The sequence below is a fragment of the Xanthomonas floridensis genome, assembly GCF_001642575.1.
In the GTDB taxonomy this organism is placed as follows: Bacteria; Pseudomonadota; Gammaproteobacteria; order Xanthomonadales; family Xanthomonadaceae; genus Xanthomonas; species Xanthomonas floridensis.
Genome location: NZ_LXNG01000009.1, coordinates 18572 through 39652 on the forward strand (window position 1 = coordinate 18572; position 21081 = coordinate 39652).

Sequence of the window (21081 nt, forward strand, 5' to 3'; positions counted from 1 at the left end):
CCGCCCGCGTGTCTCCATTTGCCGCCCCAGGACCCAGCCCATGAATGCGCCGCTCACCATTGCCGTTGCCAAGTACCCGATCGGCCGCCCGGCGGATTTCGATGCGTTTGCCGCACGCGTGTCGGCCCTGGTCGGCGAGGCTGCGCTGGCCGGCGCCCGCGTGGCGGTGTTGCCGGAATACCTGTCGCTGGAGCTGGGCGCGACCTTCGGCACGCAGGTGTCTGCCGGCCTGCCGGAATCCTTGGCCGCCATCCAGGCCTTGCGCGCGCCATGGCTTGAACTCTTTGCCGGCCTGGCGCGTCAGCACCGGCTGCACCTGGTACCCGGCAGTTTCCTGCTGGATCTGGGCCAGGGCCGCTACCGCAATCGCAGCGACTGGTTCACCCCCGATGGCCGCCACGGTTGGCAGGACAAGCTACAGCTCACCGGCTTCGAAAAGGCCACCGGGCTGATCGAGCCGGGCGATGCGCTCAAGGTGTTCGACGTCGATGGTGTGCGCGCGGCGATCGCAATCTGCTACGACAGCGAATTCCCGCTGCCGGTGCGGGCGCAGTACGAGGCCGGTGCACGCCTGCTGATCGTGCCCAGCTGCACCGACACCGCCGCCGGCGCCACCCGCGTACGCATCGGCTGCCTGGCGCGCGCGCTGGAAAACCGCATGTTCGTCGCGCAATCGGTCACCGCCGGGCAGGCGCCCTGGAGCCCGGCGCTGGACATCAATACCGGCGAGGCAGCGGTGTTCGCGCCGATGGATGTGGGCTTCCCGGATGACGGCGTGGTGGCGCAGACCCGGGGCGAGGCGGTGTGGGCGTATGCGGCACTGGATATCGCTGCCTTCGAGGCCAGCCGCGCGCAGGCGCAGGTGGCCAACGACCGCGATTGGCCCGGGCAGTGGGCGGCCGGTCTGGCGCGTGCCCGGCTGGCGGCGTGGGAGTGAGCCTGCGTTGATCGCGGCCAGGGAGCAGGCCAGGGAGTCGCTTCAGTACCGCCGCGCTGCTGTCCGTTCTGTCACCACAGCGTCCATCGGCACTGTGGTCGTGGTGTACTGGCGGTCTTCTTCCGTACGGTTGCCCACCCGCTCACATGGCCAAGAAAACCCTGATCCCGCATAGCGTCCGGCTTGAGTTCACCCCGGGCGCCCTGGTGCACAGCAATCTTTCCGGCGCGGCGTTCACCGACGACTGGCTGTGGGTCGCCGGCGACGAAGCCTGTGCGGTGGACCGGTTGCGCAAGCTGCCGCCCGGCCAGCGCGAGGTCTTGCGCTTCGGCGAGGGGCAGAGTTTTCCGTTGGCCGAGTTGCTGGACCTGCCCGGCGAAGACGCCGAGGAAGCCGACCTGGAAGGCATGGGGCTGTCAAACGGGTACCTGTGGGTGGTCGGATCGCATGGGCTGAAGCGCAAGAATGCCAAGCCCGATCGCGACGATGCCGATAACGCCAAGCGCCTGACCAAGCTCAAGCTCGACGCCAACCGTCGCCTGCTGGCCTGCCTGCCGATCGAGCGCGACGACGACGGGGCGCCGCGGTTGGTACGCGAAACCGCCGACGGCCGCCGCGCATTGCGGCTCAAGGGCGATGCCAAGCACAACCAGCTCACCGAGCTGCTGGCCGACGACCCGCATTTCGGCCCGTTCCTGAAGATTCCCGGCAAGGACAACGGCTTCGATATCGAAGGCATCGTGGTGGATGGCCAGCGCCTGTTGCTGGGCCTGCGCGGGCCGGTGCTGCGTGGCTGGTCGGCGCTGCTGGAAATCCAGGTGGAGGCGCATGGCGACCATCTGCGCCTGGCGCCGCTGGATGACGACGGCACGCTGTTGCGCAAACACTTCCTGCAATTGGGCGGGCTGGGCATCCGCGACCTGCATTATTCCGGGGACGACCTGTACCTGCTGGCCGGGCCGACCATGGTGTTGAACGGCGAAATCCGCCTGTTCAAATGGCCGGACGCGCGCAAGCAGCTGGCCGCCAATCAAGAGACGGTGCGTTTCCAGCACACGCTGCTGGAGTCGGCGGTGCTGCCGCACGGTACCGACAGCGACCGCGCCGAGGCGATCTGCAACCTGCCACCGCAGCTGGCTGGCAAGACACCCAGCTGGCTGGTGCTGTACGACGCACCCGGCCCGGCGCGCAGCGGTGGCGAGTGCGTGGTGTACGGCGACCTGTTGCGCAACCGCTGAATCGGCGGGCCGGGCAGGGCCACGCTGCGCAAGGTAAAATCGGCTCATCCCCGTTTCGCCGAGCGCTCCATGACCTGCCGCACCCGCTTTGCCCCCAGCCCCACCGGTTACCTGCATATCGGCGGCGCCCGCACTGCCCTGTATTGCTGGCTGGAGGCACGTCGTCGCGGCGGGCAGTTCGTGCTGCGCATCGAAGACACCGACCGCGAACGCAGCACCCAGGCGGCCATCGACGCGATCCTGGAAGCGATGGACTGGCTGGGCCTGGACTACGACGAAGGCCCGATCTACCAGACCCAGCGCATCGCGCGCTACCAGGAGGTGGCCGAGCAGCTGTTGGCGCAGGGCAAGGCGTATTACGCCTACGAAACCCGCGAAGAGCTCGATGCCATGCGCGAGGCCGCAATGGCCAAGCAGGAAAAGCCGCGCTACAACGGCGCCGCACGCGAGCAGCAGCTGCCGTACCGCGACGACCCCAATCGCGTCATCCGCTTCAAGAATCCGGTCGGCGGCAGCGTGGTCTTCGACGACCTGATCAAGGGCCGCATCGAGATCGCCAACAGCGAGCTCGACGACATGGTGATCTTCCGTCCGGACGGCTATCCCACCTACAACTTCGCGGTGGTGGTGGACGACTGGGACATGGGCATCACCGAGGTGATCCGCGGCGACGACCACATCAACAACACCCCGCGCCAGATCAACATCTACGCAGCGCTGGGTGCGCCAGTGCCGCGTTTCGGCCATATGCCGATGATCCTGGACGAGGAGGGCGCCAAGCTCTCCAAGCGCACCGGTGCGGCCGATGTGATGCAGTACAAGGACGCCGGCTACCTGCCGCATGCCTTGATCAACTATCTGGCCCGTCTGGGCTGGTCGCATGGCGACCAGGAGCTGTTCAGCCGCCAGGAGCTGCTGGACCTGTTCGACATCACCGACGTCAATTCCAAGGCCGCGCGGCTGGACATGGCCAAGCTCGGCTGGGTCAACCAGCATTACCTGAAGACCGACGACCCGGCCAGCATCGCGCCGCAGCTGGAATACCAGCTGGGCAAGCTCGGCATCGACCTGACCCAAGGCCCGGCCGCCGCCGATGTGGTGGTGGCGCTGCGTGAGCGTGTGCAGACCCTCAAGGACATGGCCGAAAAAGCCGTGGTCTGGTACCAGCCGCTGGAGGTCTACGACGAAGCGGCGGTGATCAAGCACCTGAAGCTGGGCGCCGAAGTGCCGCTGGGCAAGGCGCGCGAGCTGCTGGCGGCGCAGCGCGAATGGACCGTGGAAAGCGTCTCGGCAGCGCTGCACGATGCCGCTGCGGCACTGGAACTGGGCATGGGCAAGGTGGCCCAGCCGCTGCGCGTGGCCATCACCGGCACCCAGGTCAGCCCGGACATTTCGCAGACGGTGTACCTGGCCGGCCGCGAGGGTGCCTTGAAACGCATCGATGCGGCACTCATCAAGATAGGAGCGGCCTGACGCCGGAGCCTGTATGACCAAGCACACCCACACGCAGGACCATGCCTGCACCGAGCCGCATCACCACGTCGACGATGCCAACAGCTTCGTGCGCGCGGTGGAGCGCGCCTGCAGCGAACGCGGCCTGCGGCTGACGCCGATCCGCGCCAACGTGCTGCGGCTGATCGCCGATGCCGGCAAGCCGGTCAAGGCCTACGAACTGCTGGACTGGGTGCGCGAAGGCAAGGGCGTGGGCGCCGATGCCCCGCCCACTGTCTACCGCGCGCTGGACTTCCTGATGGCCAACGGGTTCGTGCACAAGCTCGAATCGGTCAATGCCTTCGTCGCCTGCCATCACCCCAACAGCGCCCAGCACTCGGTGCCGTTCCTGATTTGCGACCGCTGCCATAGCGCGGTGGAGCTGGAAGATCGCGACGTGGTCTCGCAACTGGAAGCCCGCGCCAAGGCGCTGGGTTTCCAGCCACAGGCACAGACGCTGGAAGTGCATGGGTTGTGCGCCAAGTGCGCGGTGGCCGAGTAAGCATCGCCAGGCGAACGCAGGGCGGTTCACTTGGAGCGGCTAACAAACCGTCGCGGCACCTACGCGGCATGGATACCGCGCAAGAGCTTGCAGGGACGTACCTGCAGCGTGTCCCGCGACGATGGGCGGCAAGGGTCCTGCCGCCAGGCAGCAGATCAGCTGGCGTGACGTGGTGGTGTTAGCCACCCTATAAGTTGCCGGCAGCGCGCAGGCTCAGCCATCTGCTGCAGCCAAAATGCGCTGTTGTGGTCACACCAACCACGCTTCGAACAGTATGCGCGTGCACGAGTGCCCTGCACGCGTATCAGTGGCGTCGCCAGCGACTCGTCGCTTACCCAAGCTATCAGACACCACCGCATATCACGCCGTGGCGCCGGTCTTGCACCCATAGCCCGCCAGAAACAGGGCGACCGCGCGCTGCGTCGCTTCGCGCAGATACTCAGGCGAGGGGTCCTCCAGCGCGCCGAACAGGCAGGGCATCAAGGTCTCCGCTTCCAGCAGCGCGCTCAGCTGCCGCGACGCCAGCGTGGCGTCGGCACGGCGCAGCGCGCCCTTGTCCATCTGCGCCTGCAGGTAATGGGCCACCCGCAGCAGACCCTCGCCGGGGCCGCTGCGGTAGAACAGCGCGCCCACGTCCGAACGCCCGGCCACCCCGATGACGGTGCGCAGCACCGTCACCGACTCGGGCGCACACACGAAGGCCAGAATGTCCTGGCCGAAGCGCAGCAAGGCCTGCTCCGGCGGCGCATCGGTCTGCTCCAGGGTGACCAGCAGCGGCTCGATGTAGCTGTCGGCCATGGCCATGGCGACGGCGACGAACAGTTCTTCCTTGGACGGGAAATACCCGTACAGCGTGCGTTTGGAGCCGCCAACGCGGGCCGCGATCAGTGACATCGAGGCTCCTTCAAAGCCGTGCTCGAGAAACACCTCGCTGGCCGCTTGCACGATGGCGTCGCGTTTTTCCTCGGTTCTGACCCGCATCGCATCCTCCTGTTGGTTCATAAGTATACCGACTGGGCAGGAATGCTTGACGAGCCCAACCGGCGTCATTAGGATACCGAACCGTACCGTTTAGATTAACCATTGCGCGCTTTCGGAGACCTTCTCGTGCGTTCTCAAGCCCTCTATCGCCTGCCGTTGTTTGCTGTTGCCGTCACCGTTTTGCTCAGCGCCTGCGGTAGCCCGCCGGGCGGACCACCTCCAGAGGAGGGCACGCCCGAGATGGCGGTGCTAACCGTCAGGCAGCAGCCGGTGCCGCTGACCACCGCGCTGCCGGGGCGCACCGTGCCGTACCTGATCGCCGAAATCCGCCCACAGGTGGGCGGCATCGTGCAGTCGCGCCAGTTCACCGAGGGCGGCGACGTCAAAGCCGGGCAGACGCTGTACCAGATCGATCCGGCCACCTACCGCGCCAGCTATGCCAGCGCCCAGGCCACCCTGGCCAAGGCGCAGGCCAACCTGCGCACCGCCAGGCTCAAGGCCGAGCGCTACACCGAGTTGGCGCAGATCAAGGCGATCAGCCAGCAGGAAGGCGACGACACCTCCGCCGCCCTGGGCCAGGCCGAGGCCGATGTGGCCGCCGGCAAGGCCAGCGTGGAAACCGCGCGTATCAATCTGGCCTTCGCGCGCCTGGACGCGCCGATCTCCGGCCGCATCGGCCGCTCCAGCGTCACCCCGGGGGCGTTGGTGACCGCCAACCAATCCACCGCACTGACCACCATCCAGCAGCTGGACCCGATCTATGTCGATGTCACCCAGCCCAGCGCGGCAGTGCTGCGGTTGAAGCAGGCGATGGCGCGGGGCGATCTGGAAACGGCCGGCGAGGGTGCCGCCAAGGTGTCGCTGCTGCTGGAAGACGGCAGCGCCTATCCGCTGCAGGGCCAACTGGCGTTCTCCGATGTCACCGTCGACCAGAACACCGGTTCGATCACCTTGCGCGCGGTGTTTCCCAATCCCGCTGCCGATCTGCTGCCGGGCATGTACGTGCGTGCGGTGTTGCAGGAAGGCGTCAAGCAGCAGGGCATGCTGGTGCCGCAACAGGCGGTCTCGCGCAACGCTGCCGGCAATCCGACAGCATTCGTGGTGGGCGCCGACCACAAGTTGCAGTTGCGCGTGCTGGAGACCGACCGTGAAGTCGGCGACCAATGGCTGGTGCGCAGCGGCTTGAAGCCTGGCGAGCAGGTGGTGGTCGAAGGCGCCTCGCGTGCGCGCGACGGCATCGAAGTCAAGACCGTACCGTGGCAGCCCAAGGGCAAGCCCGCCGCTGCTGGTAACGCTGCCGGTGCTGCTGGCACCCCTTCCGCCCCGACCGCACCGCGTGCGGCCAACTGAGGCGGGATCACACGTCATGGCACGCTTTTTTATCGACCGTCCGATCTTCGCGTGGGTGTTGGCCATCATCGTGATGCTGGCCGGCATCCTGTCCATCGCCACCTTGCCGATCGCGCAATACCCCAGCATCGCGCCGCCCGCCGTCGCCATCACCGCCAATTATCCGGGCGCCTCGGCGCAGACGCTGGAAGACACCGTCACCCAGGTCATCGAGCAGAAGATGAAGGGGCTGGACCACCTCAGCTACATGGCCTCCACCAGCGAATCCAGCGGTGCGGTGACCATTACCCTGACCTTCGACAACGGCACCGACCCGGACACCGCGCAGGTGCAGGTGCAGAACAAGTTGTCGCTGGCCACACCGTTGTTGCCGCAGGAAGTGCAGCAGCAGGGCGTGACGGTGACCAAGTCGGCCACCAATTTCGTCAACGTGCTGGCCTTTACCTCCGAAGACGGCAGTATGAGCGATTCGGATCTGTCCGATTACGTGGCTGCCAACGTGCAGGAAACCATCAGCCGCGTCGAAGGCGTCGGCGACACCACACTGTTCGGTTCGCAATACGCCATGCGCATCTGGCTGGATCCGAACAGGCTGAGCAATTTCAGCCTGACCCCGGTGGATGTGCGCACCGCAATCCAGGCGCAGAACGCGCAGGTGTCGGCCGGCCAGCTCGGTGCGTTGCCGGCGGTGGCCAACCAGCAACTCAATGCCACCATCACCGCGCAGACCCGGCTCAAGACCGCCGAGCAATTCGAAAACATCCTGCTGCGCACGCAGTCCGATGGCTCGCAGGTGCGCCTGCGCGATGTGGCGCGCATCGAGCTGGGCAGCGAAAGCTACAACACGGTGGGCCGCTACAACGGCAAGCCGGCCGCCGGCCTGGCGATCAAGCTGGCCACCGGTGCGAATGCGTTGGACACGGTACGCGCCATCGACAAGAGCCTGGAGGAGCAGGAGAAATTCTTCCCGCCGGGCATGAAGGTGCAAAAGCCCTACGACACCACGCCGTTCGTGCGCATCTCCATCGAGCAGGTGGTGCACACCCTGCTCGAGGCGGTGGTGCTGGTGTTCCTGGTGATGTACCTGTTCCTGCAGAACTTCCGCGCCACCTTGATCCCGACCATCGCGGTGCCGGTGGTGTTGCTGGGCACGTTCGGCGTGCTGGCCGCGTTTGGCTTCACCATCAACACGCTGACCATGTTCGCGATGGTGCTGGCAATCGGCCTGTTGGTGGACGATGCCATCGTGGTGGTGGAAAACGTCGAGCGCGTGATGGGCGAGGAGCAGTTGTCGCCCAAGGACGCCACGCGCAAATCGATGGACCAGATTTCCGGCGCGCTGGTGGGCGTGGCGTTGGTGCTGGCAGCGGTGTTCGTGCCGATGGCCTTCTTCGGCGGCTCCACCGGTGTGATCTACCGGCAGTTCTCCATCACGATTGTGTCGGCGATGACCTTGTCGGTGCTGGTGGCGATGATCTTGACTCCGGCCCTGTGCGCCACCTTGCTCAAGCCGGTGCACAAGGGCCATGGCATGGCCACCACCGGCTTCTTCGGCTGGTTCAACCGCCTGTTCGACCGCGGTACTACCCGCTACCAGGGTGTGGTGCGGCACATGCTGGGCAAGGGCTGGCGCTACATGCTCGCCTATGCGGTGTTGCTTGCGCTGGTGGTGGTCGGCTTCATGAAGTTGCCGGTGGGCTTCCTGCCGGATGAAGACCAGGGCACCTTGTTCGTGCTGGTGCAGTTGCCGCCAGGTGCCAGCGATGCGCGCACCGGTGAAGTGCTCAAGCAGGTGGAGCATCACTTCCTGGTCGATCAGAAGGACTCGGTGTCCGGCGTGTTTGCGGTCTCCGGTTTCAGCTTCGCCGGCACCGGGCAGAACGTGGGGCTTGCCTTCGTCAAGCTGCGGCCGTGGGACGAGCGCACCGGCAAGGGCCAGAGCGTCACCGACGTGGCCGGCAAGGCCGGTGCGTTCTTCAGCACCATTCGCGATGCCAAGGTGTTTGCGTTCGCACCGCCGGCGGTGTCGGAGCTGGGTAACGCCACCGGCTTCGATCTGATGCTGCAGGACCGCGCAAACCTGGGTCACGACGCCTTGATGCAGGCCCGCAATCAATTGCTGGCCGAGCTGTCGCAGGACAAGCGGCTGGTGGCGGTGCGCCCGAACGGGCAGGAGGACACGCCCGAATTCAAGCTGGAGATCGACCCGCACCGGGCGCAGGCGATGGGGGTGTCGATCTCCGACATCAACAACACCTTTTCCAGTGCGTGGGGCAGCGTGTACGTCAACGATTTCATCGACAAGGGACGTGTCAAGAAGGTGCTGCTGCAGGCCGACGCGCCATACCGCATGAACCCGCAGGACATCGATCGCTGGTTCGTGCGCAACAGCGCGGGCAGCATGGTGCCGTTCAACGCCTTCGCGACCGCCAGCTGGCAATCGGGCTCGCCGCGGCTGGAACGCTACAACAGCGTGCCGTCGGTGGAGATCCTGGGCATGGCCTTGCCGGGTGCGGCCTCCAGTGGCGAAGCGATGCAGATCGTGGAAGCGGCGGCAGCAAAACTGCCGCCGGGCATCGGCTACGAATGGACCGGATTGTCGCGGCAGGAAAAGGCCTCCACCGGACAGACCGGCCTGTTGTATGGGCTGTCGATCCTGATCGTGTTCCTGTGTCTGGCCGCGCTGTACGAGAGCTGGGCGATTCCGTTCTCGGTGATCCTGGTGGTGCCGCTGGGCGTGTTCGGCACGCTGCTGGGCGCGATTTTGACCTGGAAAATGAATGACGTGTACTTCCAGGTGGGATTGTTGACCACCATTGGTCTTGCATCGAAAAACGCGATCCTGATCGTGGAGTTCGCCAAGGAGCTGCATGAGAGCGGCAAGAGCCTGATCGCGTCGGCACTGGAAGCGGCGCGCATGCGCCTGCGGCCGATCCTGATGACATCGCTGGCCTTCATCCTGGGTGTGGTGCCGTTGGTGCTCGGCAGCGGTGCCGGTGCCGGCGCGCAGCATGCGCTGGGCACCGCGGTGATCGGCGGCATGCTGTCCGGCACGGTGCTGGCGATCTTCTTCGTGCCGCTGTTCTTCGTGCTGGTCAGCGGCCTGTTCCAGCGTCGCGCGCAGCCCGCCATGCCCGCTCCGCAACCGACAGGACACTGACATGACTTCGATTCGCATGACATTGACCGCGATCGCGGTGGCTGGCGTGTTGTCCGGCTGCACGCTGGCGCCGCGCTATACCCGGCCCGATGCACCGGTCCCGGCCAGCTTTGCCGGCACCGACGCATCCACTGCTACCGGAGACAGCGCCAGCGATCCGGCGCGCGCGGTGGCCGATATCGGCTGGCGCGAGGTATTCACCGACCCGGCGTTGCAGCAGGTGATCGCGCTGGCGCTGCAGAACAACCGCGACCTGCGCGTGGCGGCGCTCAATATCGAGGTGGCACGGGCGCAATACCGCGTGGATCGCACATCGCTGCTGCCGGCCATCGACGGCACCGGCACCGCCAACAACTCGCGCACGCCTGCCGAACTGGCCGTGCCCGGCCAGCCGCAGCCGTTGCGTAGCTACAGCGCCAGCGTGGGCATCAGTTCCTACGAACTGGATCTGTTCGGGCGCGTGCGCAGCCTCAAGGAGCAGGCCCTGCAGCAATTCCTGTCCACCGCCGAGGCGCGCCGCAGCGCCCACATCAGCCTGGTGGCGGAGGTGGCCACTGCGTACCTGACCCTGGCCGCCGATCAGGCATCGCTGCAGCTGGCGCAGTCCACCCTCAGCAGCCAGAGCGACAGTTACCGCCTGCAGCAACGCAGCTTCGAGCTGGGCGTGGCTTCGCAGCTCACCCTGCGCCAGGCGCAAACCACGGTGGAGAGTGCGCGCGTGGATGTGGAGCGCTATACCGCGCAAGTGGCGCAGGATCGCAATGCGCTGGTGCTGCTGGTCGGCACGCAGCTGCCGGACGCGTTGTTGCCGCACGCCTTGCCCGACAGCGCCAGCGTGGAAGGCAGTGTGCTGGCCAGCGTTCCGGCCGGCGTGTCCTCGCAGCTGCTGCAGCGTCGCCCGGACATCCTGGAGGCCGAACGCAACCTGCGCGCGGCCAATGCCAATATCGGCGCGGCACGCGCGGCGTTCTTCCCCAGCATCAGCCTGACCGGGTCGCTGGGCTCGTCCAGTAACAGCCTGTCGAACCTGTTCGACGCGGGCACGCGCGCGTGGAGTTTCGTGCCCACGTTGACCTTGCCGATCTTCAATGCCGGGCGTCATCGCGCCAACCTGGACATGGCCAAGGCCAATCGCGAGATCGAGGTGGCCCGCTACGAGAAATCCATCCAGAGCGCGTTCCGCGAAGTGTCCGATGCGCTCGCGCAGCGCGACACGCTGGGCCGGCAGCTGCAGGCGCAACAGGCCCTGGTCGATGCCACCGCCGACAGCTACCGCCTGTCGCAGGCACGCTTCGAACGCGGCATCGACAGCTATCTGCAGGCGCTGGATGCGCAGCGCTCGCTATACAGCGCGCAGCAGACATTGATTGCGACGCAGTTGTCGCGCGTCACCAACCTGGTGACGTTCTACAAGGCGATGGGCGGTGGATGGCTACAGACCGGCGCGACGGACGTGGCCAGCACCGCCACGGGGCAGCCCCGTGGATGAGCCCGAGCCGGCCCCTGGGCCGCCACCGGCACCCACGCCAGGCGGCAAACGCGCTGCGATCCTGGCTGCCGCGCAGCGGCTGTTTCAGCGCGAAGGCGTCGAGCGGATCAGCATGGACACCATTGCCGAGCAGGCGCGCGTCTCCAAGGCGACGGTCTATGCGTACTTCGCATCCAAGGAGCTGCTGTTTCGCACCACGCTGGAGGCTGCGGCGCATGCGGCTTGCAGCCAGTGGACCGCGCTGCTGGTCATGGACGGCGCACTGGAGCCACGCCTGATCGCCGTTGCAGACGCAGTGCAGCGTATGGCGAGCCGCCGCGCGCTGGACGATACCGCCTACGCACTGGTGCGCCCACCACTGCTGCCCGCGCAGATGCGCGAGGAAACGTGGGTGCTGTGCTTCGAGCGCTATGACGACATGATGCGCGCGCTGCTGGCGCGCGAGGTGGCCCGGGGCGTGCTGGCCATCGACAACCTGGCCGATGCCTCGGTGCATTTCTTCGGCCTGGCGACCGGCATGCCGCCCAGCGCGGCCGCACGCGCCGGCCAGTTACAGACAGGCGCCGGATCTGCAGCGGCATATCTCAGGGGCGCGGTGGCGGTGTTCATGCGTGCCTACCGCCCAGGCACGCTGACACTGGCGGCCAAGCCATCGCGGGAGGTGCCTGGAGGCTTCTAGGCAACTGCAGGCGCGGCGGCCGCGGGCATGCTTGGGTGCCGATGGCGCGCCACCATCGCCCGCCAGGTTGAATGCCAGGCGCTCATAACCATTAGCGCCGTCCGCGATGCAATCGGCACGATGCCCGGGACTATCGTGCCCGTCGCCGCTGCAGCGCCGTACCGGCTGCAGCCCATCCATCCACTGCGGCCTGATGCCGCGGGAGCGAACGATGCAGACACGACAGTTGGGAACCAGCGGGCGACAGGTCTCGGCGCTGGGCCTGGGCTGCATGGGCCTGGGCTATGGCGACGGCCCGGCCACCGAGCGCAGGGACGCCATTGCACTGCTGCACGCGGCGGTGGAGCAGGGCGTGACCTTCTTCGACACCGCCGAAGCCGACGGCCCCTTCGCCAACGAGGAATTACTTGGCCAGGCCCTGGCTGCGCATCGCCCCTGCGGTGACGCAGCACGCTGGCGGCCGACCGGGCGCATGCGCACTGCCGCATCGCGCGCCGCTGGGCGGGTGTGACGCGCTTCAGCGTGGCAGATCGTGGCGCAGCGCATCGATCACCACCTTGAGTGCCGATGAGGACTGCCGGCGGCTCGGGTAGTAAGCGTAATAGCCGTCGAACGGGTCGCACCAGTCGTCCAGCACGCGGCGCAGCTGGCCGCTGGCGATGTGCTCCCGCACCATGGTTTCCGGTAGATAGGCCAGCCCTGCGCCTGCCAGCGCGGCGCGCAGGATCGCGCTGCTGCCATTGAAGGTCCATTGCCCGTGCACGCGCACCTTGAGCGCGCGCCCATCCTTTTCGAAGTCCCAGGCCAGCAGGCCGCCGTGGGTGGGCAGGCGCAGGCCGATGCAGTTGTGCTGGGCCAGATCGGCCGGCACCGCGGGGATGGTGTGATGCACGAAATAGCCCGGGACCGCCACCACGGCCATGCGCTGGCGTGGGCTGATCGGCACCGCGATCATGTCCTTGGCGACCTGGTCGCCCAGGCGGATCCCGATGTCGTAGCGCTCGGCGACGATATCGGCCAGTCCGTAGTCCACGGTCAGTTCGACATTGAGGTCGGGGTACTTCGGCAGCAGTGTGCACAGCGCCGGCCACACGTAAGCGTCGGCGGCATGGCCGGCGGTGGTGATGCGGATGGTGCCGGCCGGCGTGTCGCGGAAATCGGTGAGCGCGGACAGTTCGTCGTCGATTTCCTGCAGGCGTGGCGCCACCGTGTCGAACAGGCGCTCACCGGCTTCGGTCATCGACACGCTGCGCGTGGTGCGGGTCAGCAGGCGGATGCCCAGCCGCGTTTCCAGGGCGCGCACGGTATGGCTCAGTGCCGATTGCGAGACGCCCAGCTGCGCCGCTGCGCGGGTGAAGCTGCCTTCGCGCGCCACCGTGACGAAGACCTGCAGGTCGTTGAGGTTTTCCCGAGCCATTGCTGCCAGTGCCCGCTTCAGGCATGCCATTCATGCGGCAGGCATCATGCGCGATGGTGCGTGATGGCTTCAACGCCGCTGCGGATGCAGCGCGGCGTGGCTGCATTGATGCATGGGGTTTCTAGCAGCATGCGCGATTGGCGGGTAAGTGTGGCGGTGCAGGCACGCTACAGTGCGTGCAACTGGAGTCGGCACCGGTCGCGTACACCCAGTCGTTGCCCGCACGGCGGGCGTGCCGCGGTGGTGGGCTACCGGCCGCCACCAGCCGCGCCGTCTCTGGCGTTGGCTGTCATCCCCGGACGCGTTGGCCTGGCCGCGCGCACTGCACCCAAGGAGCACCGCAATGCATCTGTTCGCAACTGCAATATCGTTATCGATGATGGCCGCCACCGCGACAGGCGGTGAGGGGCAGGGGAGCGCCACAGGCACGCCGATCCGCGTGAGCAAGGCCGGTGGCGCCGCATCGGCGGTGGGTCCGGCCGATTACTTCACCGGCAAGGTGCGCATCGATGCACCGTTTCAGGCCGATGCACCGGCGCGGGTGGGCGGCGCCACCGTCACGTTCGAGCCGGGTGCGCGCACCGCATGGCACACGCATCCGCTGGGGCAGACGCTGATCGTCACTGCCGGCGCGGGGCGCGTGCAGGAATGGGGCAAGCCGGCGCAGGACATTCGCCCCGGCGACATCGTATGGATCCCGCCGGGGGTCAAGCATTGGCATGGCGCCAACGCGACCGTGGCGATGTCGCATATCGCCATCGCCGAGGCAGTGGACGGCTCGCCGGTGACCTGGCTGGAGCAGGTCACCGACGCGCAGTACGCCGCCGACTGAGGTGAGCCGCCCGCCGATGCTGCCGTGCCGCAATGTGGAGGGTGGTTGCCGCGCGGGCAGGCTGTGCGCTGGCAGCTGGCAGCCGGTCGCGGTGACAGCCGTGGCGTACAGGTGATCGGCGTGCCGTGACCGCGCCAGGCAGCCGGCGTGCCTATGCCAGTTCGGCAGCATCCGGTGTGTTCGCGCGCAGCCGCTGCGCATCGCGTGCCGGCGGCTCGCCCAGGATGCGCGCGTAGTCGCGGCTGAATTGCGAGGCGCTTTCGTAGCCGACGCGGAAGCCCGCGTCGGCAGCGGTCAGCGCCTCGGCCACCATCAACCGGCGTGCCTCGTGCACGCGCAGATGCGAGCGGTATTCCAGCGGCGTCATCGAGGTCACCGCCTTGAAATGCGCATGGAAGGTGGAACGGCTCATCGCCGACAGATCGGCTATCTGCTCGATACTGAAGCGCTGCGCATAGTGTTCGCGCAACCACACGATGGCCTTGGAGATCTGGTTGAGCCGGCTGTCGGCGATCGCCATCTGGCGCACGACTGCATTGGCGGGGTCGGCCATCAGGCGATAGAGCAATTCGCGCGTGACCAGCGGGGCGAGTGCGGCGATCTCCTGCGGTCGGTCGAGCAGGCCTGCCAGCCGCACCGCGGTATCGTACAGCTGCGGTGTGCTGCGGTTGAGCAACAGGCCGGCGCCAGCGGTGTCGCGCTGCGGCTCGGCAAGTTCCGGATGGTGGATCGCCAGTTCGCTGAGCACCGCCGTGTCCAGGTCCAGGCAGAAGCACAGATACGGTTGCTCGGCGCTGGCCTCGACCACCGAGCCGACGATGGGCAGATCCACCGAGGCCACCAGATACATCTCGGGGTGATAGTGAAATGCCTGCGCGCCCAGCATCGCCCGTTTGCGCCCTTGCGCCACCAGGCACAGCATCGGCGTATAGACGGTGGGAATGGATACCGTCCGGGTGGAGCTGCGCATGATCTGCAGCCCGGTAATCGGGGTGGCATGCATCCCGTCGGCAGGTGCGTGGCGCAGCAGCAGGGTGCTCAACTCGGTCAGCGAAGACATGCAGAACTCGTCAATGGCGCAGGGCGGCCTGGCCGCGATGGGCCCATCGTACAAGAGCGCCGGTCACGCAGCCGCCACGAGACCAAGCTGCAAGGCGAGCACGCGGCCGGTGTCAGTGACGGGCGCGGCCAGTGCAGTGGCCCGCCGCGGCGGTGATAGGGCGCTCACGTGCGGGCCGTATCATGGGCCTCCAGCCAGTGCCTGTAGCGCCCAATGCCCGCCAAACCTTCGATCCTGCCGACGCCGACCAGCCCCGCCGAGTGGAAGAAGCTGGAAGCCGCCGCCACCGCAGAGCTCGCCCGTCGCACCGAGCAGGCACATCTGCAAATCCTTGGCTTGTTGACCACCCACGGCCACCTGCTCAGCGATGCGCAGCGCCGCAGTCTGCACACGCGGCTGCGGCGCGCCGGGCGCTGACGGTTCAAGGCGAGCAGGAAGGGCGCGCGCCCGCGATCCTGTCCCCGATGCGAACCCTCGCCTTGGTTCAAAGCCGATGCACTACGCGATGTCATCGCCATGGGTGTCGGCAAGGCGTATCGCTGCCATACCGCGCCGGAGCACCCGCTGCGCATCAGAGATCCATTGCAGGTGCCTGCATCGCCGGCTTGCGATTTCAGCAGCGACGCTGCAATCGCGTATCAAGCCCGGCGCCCTGATCACAGCGCGGTACGCTAACGGCCGCGCATGCGGGAACAGTGCAATCGGCGCTAGGTCGCTGCCTCCCACAGCGGTCGCTTGCCCAGACGCTGCAGCAGGAATTCCACGAAGGCGCGCACGCGATGTGGCTGCAACTGGCGTGCGGTGTTCACCTACATCCAGCCATTGCTGGTGCAGGTGAGCGGGTTTGCACAAGCGGCGGTGTCGCCGGTGCTGCTGGTGTTTGGCGGGGGCATGATCGTCGGCAACCTGCTGGGCGGGCGGCTGGCCGACCGCCGCCTTGCTGGGAGCCTGGCGGCCCTGGTGCTGGTCCTGGGCGCGATGGGGTTGGTGCTGCACAACCGGACCGCGATGGTGGTGTTCGTCGGGCTGCTGGGAGTGGCCGCCTTCGCCACCGTCGCGCCCTTGCAGCTGCGCGTGCTGGAACGCGCGCGCGGCACCGGGCAGAACCTGGCATCCAGCCGGAACATCGCGGCATTCAACCTGGGCAATGCGCTGGGGGGCGTGGCTGGGCGGGATGGTGATCGCCACCCGGGCTGGCTTGGTCGCGACCCTGTGGGTGGCAGCACTGCCGACCGCGGTTGGCCTGGGTATCGCGTTGTGGAGCGTGCACCTGCAACGTCGTCGCGCCCACTGCCCGGGGGCGTGTCTGCCGGCGCAGTGAGCGAACGCTGCACACCCGCCCCCGCCGCTGGACAACGCGCCTGGCGCTGGCTTCTACGCACCCACATCGCGCCTCGCGCAGCACGTGCTGCCAGCACCGGCAGCACGTGCGCACGCACATTCTTCACTCTCAGTAGCACTGCAATGGAAACACGTTTGCAATCAACTGGCTGCTGCAGCGGCCAACCGTGAGTACGCTATTGATCGGCGCCCGCAATGACATGCACATTTCGAATTCCTCCTTTTTTTCGCCATTGCTTGCGAGTATGTCGTCGGCCTCGAGCGTCCAGCGCCCGGCAGCGGATTCGTCCAGAAAGGCATTCCATGGCAACGACCGCAGACATCACCGAGCCGGAAGCGTTGCGTTCGCGTCAGTGCCCCACACTGCGTAGCTTGAAGTCCTGCAGCACTGCAGTGACGGTCAACCCGGTCACGTCAGTGACTTCCAGTGTCCAGTTCCCTTTCGACCGTTCGTCCAGAAATGCATTGCTGGAGGTCAGGTCGATATAGAACCCGGTCTTTGGCGTAGGCGGTGGCATCCAGTGCCGAGAACGGCGTAAGGACATGGCTGCGGGTCCCGCTGGGGGGACTCGAGCACCACTTGCTGATCGGTCGGTGTGCGATGTGTCGTGGCAAGCGAAAGTTGCACCGGCCCGCCAATGTGACGTAGATGCCTCCCAGCCCGGCGCGGGTGGAGTGCATCGATGTCTCCCAGGACTGCTGCTCCTGTTGCGGAAAATCCACGTAGAACGCGGCCGGCTAGGCCCAGCTAGTGTTGAAGATGTCGATGGCTTTCGCTTCGAACCCATCGCTCCAGGCATAACGCACGCTGGCCAGGCTCCTGGACGCATCGCGGGCATCGAAATCGAAACCCGCAAGCATCGCTTCGGGCGGCGCTCCGCGGCCACCCCGGCCAGTCCAGCCGACGGCGGCGATGATGCCCGCAGCAGGGGTGCCATGCGGCGTTAACGGATCGGTGGGGGGACGTCAGGCGACCCGGTCTCGAAGTTGTAGGAGCCGTTCGGGATGATGTTGTCGGCCAGGTCTTCATGGCCCAGCTCCAGTCCGTCATCTACCACGCCCACGCCTCTGCCCCGTAAGCCAAGCTCATGCAGAATCTCCACGTCCATGTCCACGCCTGCAACCGGACGGATGTCATCGGTGACCTGCTGGCCCCGGTTCGAGATATGCCGCTGCTACCGCAGCAATGGATCGTCGGCAGCTGCACGCAATGCGGACCCGGGAGCCGCCTTGACGGCCGTCACCGCCAGCAGCAGCGAGGGGGCGATCAGCGGCATATCAATCACGAGCAAGCGCTGGCGTTTGCCAACAAGGTGCATGCCATCTCTCTTCGGTCGATGACGGGGTGATGTCGGGCGAAGCCGGGACCAGTCACCGGTGCGTGCGCAGGCGACACCGCGCTGTCGCTTGCCTGTGCGCTGCAGTGACAGTGAACAATGTGGGTAGATGCGTCTGCGAGCCGCCCGCCGCGTCCTTGAGCGACAGGCGGCCTGCTGCTGTGTGCTACATCGGTTGCATGACCGATTGCTGCACCACCAGCGCCGCCTGGATGCCAGGCTGGCTGGCGCGTAGACGGGTCAGCGCCTGTTGCGTCTTCTCGATCGAGGGATAGGCAATCACTGCGCTGTTGTCGATCCGCGAGGTATACACGATCCGCCCGCCGGAACTGTTCGCCAGCGCGGTGGCACTGTCTGGCGTGGCATTGGTCAGCTTGAGCTGTGGTTGGACCAGTACCACACGCCCATTACGTTCGTTCACTGCCGCGGCGAGCATGCGTTCGGTGGTGGCATTCGATGTGGAAGCGAGGGTGGATGCACTCCGCGCAGCGTTGGTTGACGGAAGCACTACCGCATACGGGCCGATCCGCGCGGCGACCTTGCCAGTGGAAGATGCTGCTGTGCTGCTGAGACGTGCCCTTGCGGCAACCGCGGGAGGAGTGGCAGAGCGTTCGTCCGGCGCGGGGTCGGAGACCACCATGCCAGGCAACATGCGATAGGTGTCGCTTCCGGACTTGAACCGCGCGCCAGTGGCCGCGGCGCTAAGCGCCTGCGCATCCATGTATTGGCCAGCGGAAGCGACACCACCGGTAGCCAATGCTGCGATCAATACCGAACTGAGAAATGTGGTTTTCATGTCAGTGCCCCAGGATGCGGAGTTTGAAGTTTTGCAGTGCCGCGGTGGATGTCGGCGCGGTCATGTCGGTCACTTCCAGGGTCCAGACGCCTTGCGCCCGCTCGTCGAGAAATGCGTTGCTGGAGGTGAGATCGATATAGAACCCGGTCTGCGCATAAGCGGCTGGGTCCAGTACCGAGAACGGAGTGACGACATAGCTACGCGTTCCGCTGGGAGATTCCAGCACCACACGCAAATTGGTCGGAGTGCGATGCGATGTGGCAAGCGACAGCTGCACGCCCTCCACCTTCATGGCCTGGGTGATGCGGATGCGTTGTTTGGCTGGTCGCGCAGGGCCACCGATCTGGTTCGCGGCAGTGGTGGATGCGACCCATTGGGTATCGCGGACCGGAGGCAGCGGCTTGAAGTACCTCGCTTCATAAACGGCTGCGGCGCCATCGACCAGGCCGAATCCGTACCAGTTGCTGAAACGATGTCCGGCCGCATTGGTGATCCAGCCTGGGTCGATCACACTCCCCTGGTAGACCGCAGCAGGCTGCCAGGGATCGACCTGTCGCGCGGTTTTGGCCAGGATGTATTTGACATCGCGCGCGCTCAGGCTCGGGTTTGTGCTCAGTATCAAGGCCGCGACGCCGGAGACGGTAGGCGCAGCAGCCGATGTGCCGTTCATGATGGCGTTGTAGTTGCATGACGCATCGATCTTGGACTTGCTGCCGTCCAACGCATTGTCGACTGAGGAGTCATCAACGTTGTCGCCTGCCGCGCAGCCGCTGAGGTCGGTGGTGACAATGGCAGGGTCATAGGCGTACGGTGCGGTGTCTGGCGCAAAGAGGGATGCTGCATCGGGATAGAACTTGCGTTGCCGGCCAAACTCGCCGCCAAGACCGGAGACCCATAACGCAGAACCTGAAGACGAGTACGACGCGCGTTGACCTGTGGCATCCACGCTGGCGACGACGATCGTGCCGGGAAGACTGCTGCGTGGGTCGATGTTGGCCAGCGCGCATCCCACCTTCAATACACGCGATTCTTCGCTGCAGAGGTTAATGATTTTTCCGTTTTCATCGCGCGTACGCAGCCGCACGAAATTGTTGCCAGCGGACTTGATGTAGATGGCGCCGCGCCCACCGCGGCTAGAGCGCATCAATGCTTCCCAGGACTGTTGTTCTTCTACCGGGAAATCGAAATAAAACGAAGCGATCGAGCCCCAGCTGTTGTTGAAGATATCGATATTGCGTGCCTCCGGGCCGTCGCCCCAGGCATACCGGAGACTGGCCTCGGAGGCGGAGGATGCACGTGCCAGAAAATCAAATCCTGCCATCAGCACCTCGGGCGCCACACCACGTCCGCCGCGGCCGTTCCAGCCAACGGCGCCGATGATGCCGGCCACCGCAGTGCCGTGGCCGTTAGCCGGATCGACGGGCGTAGTGTCGTGGGACCCATCGGCAAAGTTGTACGAACCGTTTGGCAGGATGTTGTCGGCCAGGTCTTCATGGCGTAGCTCCAGCCCGTCATCCACCACACCGACCCGCACGCCGCGCCCGCGGATGTTCAAGCCATGCAGGATATCCACGTCCAAGTCCACGCCGGGCACCGGACGGCTGTCGCCGATCACGGCCTGGCCCTGGTTGGAGAGATGCCACTGGTAGCGATACAAGGGGTCGCTGCGTCGGGATTCGGCGGAGACGGTAATGGCATTGATTGCGTTGCTGGTCACGGCCGTGACCGGTGGTGTGGCTAGTGCCGAAAGTGGGGTACTAGCGATCAGTAGGGTGCCGATCGACAGTGCGAGGGGTTGCCTGCGAAAAGAGTTCATTCCGTTTGATTCCAGTCAAAGGTAGGCGCGGTCGAAGCGACACGGTCCTCCGTTCGGCCAATCGCACGATCGGCCGTTGCAGCTGCGCCATTCGCTCGGGACCCGCCTATGAAGCCCGAGGCGTTGGAGCCGGAAGATGTAGTTGCGGCAGAAAGGCCCGGCGCGATCGCCCGGGTCAAGAGACGCTCGTCAGGCAATCTCGCCTGCAGGCGGGGTACACCATGGACCGGTCTCCGCCATGTGGCGATGACGGGGTGAGAGAAGAAACAGTGCGGCAGCGGCAGCGACAGGAGTCATGTCCGTTTATCCCATGAGAGCTACACAGCGCATCGGTCCGGCGATGGAGTGGATGCGGTCAGGTGGTTCGTCGGCTCCCCTGTGCGTCTGGACGCAGCCGATGTTGGCGATGCATCTGCAGCGTCAACGCCTCGATTAAAGATGGGACACGCATTGCCTGCAAGACACGCGACGTCGTCCATCTGCGTGACACATCGCACAATCTATGGCTGGCATGCAGATTTGCGCGTTGCATGCGAAGTTTTGCGTACAGATGCTTTTGGAAAAATTTGCAGGAGCGAGCGTATCGATCGAAATAATACATCGCGATGCGTCGTTCTGCTTCGCAGCGGGTACCGCTGCGAGCCGGTTGCCATCA

General features: G+C 66.0%; 16 protein-coding genes and 4 pseudogenes. 12 read left to right on the forward strand and 8 right to left on the reverse strand.

Annotation, left to right across the window (positions count from 1 at the left end):
- Nucleotides 1-40 precede the first annotated feature (40 nt).
- The 4 genes from A7D17_RS05750 (at nt 41) to A7D17_RS05765 (ending at nt 4168) form a co-directional block, all read left to right on the forward strand.
- Nucleotides 41-937 (forward strand): carbon-nitrogen hydrolase family protein, encoded by an 897-nt coding sequence (locus A7D17_RS05750; protein WP_064508221.1) that lies wholly within the window; start codon nt 41-43, stop codon nt 935-937.
- A 146-nt stretch (nt 938-1083) separates the two neighbouring features.
- A complete protein-coding gene (locus A7D17_RS05755) occupies nt 1084-2175 on the forward strand; it encodes a DUF3616 domain-containing protein (RefSeq protein WP_064508222.1) in 1092 nt (363 codons plus the stop codon).
- A 69-nt stretch (nt 2176-2244) separates the two neighbouring features.
- Nucleotides 2245-3648 carry a glutamate--tRNA ligase gene (gene gltX, locus A7D17_RS05760; protein WP_064508223.1) on the forward strand — a complete coding sequence of 468 codons (1404 nt, stop codon included), beginning with the start codon at nt 2245-2247 and terminating at the stop codon, nt 3646-3648.
- Nucleotides 3649-3661: 13 nt separating this feature from the next.
- Entirely contained in the window at nt 3662-4168 is a 507-nt protein-coding gene (locus tag A7D17_RS05765) for a transcriptional repressor (protein ID WP_064508224.1), read from the forward strand.
- 360 nt (nt 4169-4528) lie between these two features.
- Here the strand turns inward: A7D17_RS05765 and A7D17_RS05770 are convergent, their stop codons facing one another.
- Nucleotides 4529-5170 carry a TetR/AcrR family transcriptional regulator C-terminal domain-containing protein gene (locus A7D17_RS05770; RefSeq protein WP_193395319.1) on the reverse strand — a complete coding sequence of 214 codons (642 nt, stop codon included), beginning with the start codon at nt 5168-5170 and terminating at the stop codon, nt 4529-4531.
- Between the two features lie 105 nt (nt 5171-5275).
- On the opposite strand from A7D17_RS05770, the gene A7D17_RS05775 reads away from it, so the two are divergent.
- The 5 genes and pseudogenes from A7D17_RS05775 to A7D17_RS05795 all read left to right on the forward strand — a co-directional run.
- A complete protein-coding gene (locus A7D17_RS05775) occupies nt 5276-6499 on the forward strand; it encodes an efflux RND transporter periplasmic adaptor subunit (protein ID WP_064508225.1) in 1224 nt (407 codons plus the stop codon).
- Between the two features lie 16 nt (nt 6500-6515).
- Entirely contained in the window at nt 6516-9659 is a 3144-nt protein-coding gene (locus A7D17_RS05780) for an efflux RND transporter permease subunit (protein WP_064508226.1), read from the forward strand.
- A gap of 1 nt (nt 9660) precedes the next feature.
- A complete protein-coding gene (locus A7D17_RS05785; protein ID WP_064508227.1) occupies nt 9661-11148 on the forward strand; it encodes an efflux transporter outer membrane subunit in 1488 nt (495 codons plus the stop codon).
- Entirely contained in the window at nt 11141-11827 is a 687-nt protein-coding gene (locus A7D17_RS05790; protein ID WP_064508228.1) for a TetR/AcrR family transcriptional regulator, read from the forward strand. Before A7D17_RS05785 ends, A7D17_RS05790 begins: the two co-directional genes overlap by 8 nt.
- 211 nt (nt 11828-12038) lie before the next feature.
- Nucleotides 12039-12260: pseudogene (locus A7D17_RS05795) on the forward strand (aldo/keto reductase); the annotation flags it as partial.
- 84 nt (nt 12261-12344) lie between these two features.
- On the opposite strand, the gene A7D17_RS05800 reads toward A7D17_RS05795, so the two are convergent.
- Nucleotides 12345-13244, reverse strand: a complete 900-nt coding sequence (locus tag A7D17_RS05800; RefSeq protein WP_064508306.1) for a LysR family transcriptional regulator — start codon at nt 13242-13244, stop codon at nt 12345-12347.
- Between the two features lie 343 nt (nt 13245-13587).
- Here A7D17_RS05800 and A7D17_RS05805 point away from each other — a divergent pair, with 343 nt between their 5' ends.
- Complete coding sequence (locus A7D17_RS05805; RefSeq protein WP_064508230.1) at nt 13588-14076, forward strand: (R)-mandelonitrile lyase; 489 nt, start codon at nt 13588-13590, stop codon at nt 14074-14076.
- 151 nt (nt 14077-14227) lie between these two features.
- Here A7D17_RS05805 and A7D17_RS05810 read toward each other — a convergent pair whose 3' ends face one another.
- Nucleotides 14228-15136, reverse strand: coding sequence for an AraC family transcriptional regulator (locus A7D17_RS05810; protein WP_064508231.1), 909 nt, complete (start codon nt 15134-15136; stop codon nt 14228-14230).
- 213 nt (nt 15137-15349) lie between these two features.
- Here A7D17_RS05810 and A7D17_RS05815 point away from each other — a divergent pair, with 213 nt between their 5' ends.
- The gene (locus tag A7D17_RS05815; protein ID WP_064508232.1) at nt 15350-15553 is read left to right on the forward strand and encodes a hypothetical protein; all 204 of its coding nucleotides are present in this window, start codon (nt 15350-15352) and stop codon (nt 15551-15553) included.
- A gap of 290 nt (nt 15554-15843) precedes the next feature.
- On the opposite strand, the pseudogene A7D17_RS25215 reads toward A7D17_RS05815, so the two are convergent.
- Nucleotides 15844-15945, reverse strand: a pseudogene (locus tag A7D17_RS25215) (LysR family transcriptional regulator); the annotation flags it as partial.
- Here A7D17_RS25215 and A7D17_RS05820 point away from each other — a divergent pair.
- Nucleotides 15935-16457, forward strand: a pseudogene (locus tag A7D17_RS05820) (MFS transporter); the annotation flags it as partial. The pseudogenes A7D17_RS25215 and A7D17_RS05820 sit on opposite strands and share 11 nt — an antisense overlap.
- A 370-nt stretch (nt 16458-16827) precedes the next feature.
- Here A7D17_RS05820 and A7D17_RS24800 read toward each other — a convergent pair.
- The 4 genes and pseudogenes from A7D17_RS24800 to A7D17_RS05835 form a co-directional block, all read right to left on the reverse strand.
- Nucleotides 16828-17022, reverse strand: coding sequence for a proprotein convertase P-domain-containing protein (locus A7D17_RS24800; protein ID WP_239692147.1), 195 nt, complete (start codon nt 17020-17022; stop codon nt 16828-16830).
- Between the two features lie 70 nt (nt 17023-17092).
- Nucleotides 17093-17796 (reverse strand): annotated as a pseudogene (locus A7D17_RS25220) (S8 family serine peptidase); the annotation flags it as partial.
- A gap of 184 nt (nt 17797-17980) precedes the next feature.
- Nucleotides 17981-18610, reverse strand: a complete 630-nt coding sequence (locus A7D17_RS05830) for a hypothetical protein (RefSeq protein WP_064508234.1) — start codon at nt 18608-18610, stop codon at nt 17981-17983.
- Between the two features lies 1 nt (nt 18611).
- Nucleotides 18612-20426: a S8 family peptidase gene (locus A7D17_RS05835; RefSeq protein ID WP_064508235.1), complete on the reverse strand. Its 1815-nt coding sequence runs from the start codon at nt 20424-20426 to the stop codon at nt 18612-18614.
- Nucleotides 20427-21081: the final 655 nt, after the last annotated feature.